Annotated in this window: 1 protein-coding gene; it reads left to right on the top strand. The window is 51.8% G+C overall.

The annotated features are described in order from the left end of the window. Nucleotides 1–94 precede the first annotated feature (94 nt). The coding region (locus JFN90_RS22055; protein ID WP_199397291.1) for an IS110 family transposase at nucleotides 95–687 on the top strand (593 nt) is incomplete at its 3' end.

Below are 687 nucleotides of genomic sequence, written 5' to 3'. Positions count from 1 at the left end.
TGGATACTGTTACAGGCCCCCCTTTTGGGCATACACTTTCCTGTTAGTGTATGCTGGCCTTTGCGAGAAGCTTTTATCCAAAAAGGGGGGCCTCATGAGATTCTACACTAACAAGCACAAACATTACTGCGGAATCGACCTTCATGCCAGGAAAATGTATGTCTGCGTCATTGATGAGGACGGCAATGTCCTCGTCCATTGCAACTGCAACGCGAACCCCGCTGAATTTCTCAGAGCCATCGCACCGTTCAGAGAAGGGCTCATCGTTGGAGTCGAGTGTATGTTCGCCTGGTACTGGCTCGCAGATCTCTGTCGGAAGGAAGGCATAGAATTCGTTCTTGGCCATGCCTTCTACATGAAGTTGATTCACGGGGCCAAGGCTAAAAGCGACAAACTGGACTCGCTCAAAATTGCGAGATTACTCCGCGGTGGTAATTTCCCCCTCGCCTATGTCTATCCGAAGGAAATGCGAGCGACCCGGGATCTTATGCGACGCCGGAACTCCTTAGTTCGGGCACGAGCCAGCCTGATGACGCATATTCAAAACACCGTGACCCAGTACAACTTGCCTGCTCTCGGTGTGGATCTGCGTTACGAGGGTAGCCGGCACCAGGTTGCGGAACTCTTTACCGACCCGGAGGCGAGAAAGATTATCGAGGTCGATGTTGCCATGATCGATTCTTACTG

Source organism: Geomonas propionica (assembly GCF_016458235.1).
Lineage (GTDB): Bacteria > Desulfobacterota > Desulfuromonadia > Geobacterales > Geobacteraceae > Geomonas > Geomonas propionica.
Note: the sequence above shows the minus strand (reverse complement) of the source record. Positions and strands in the feature narration are given on the sequence as shown.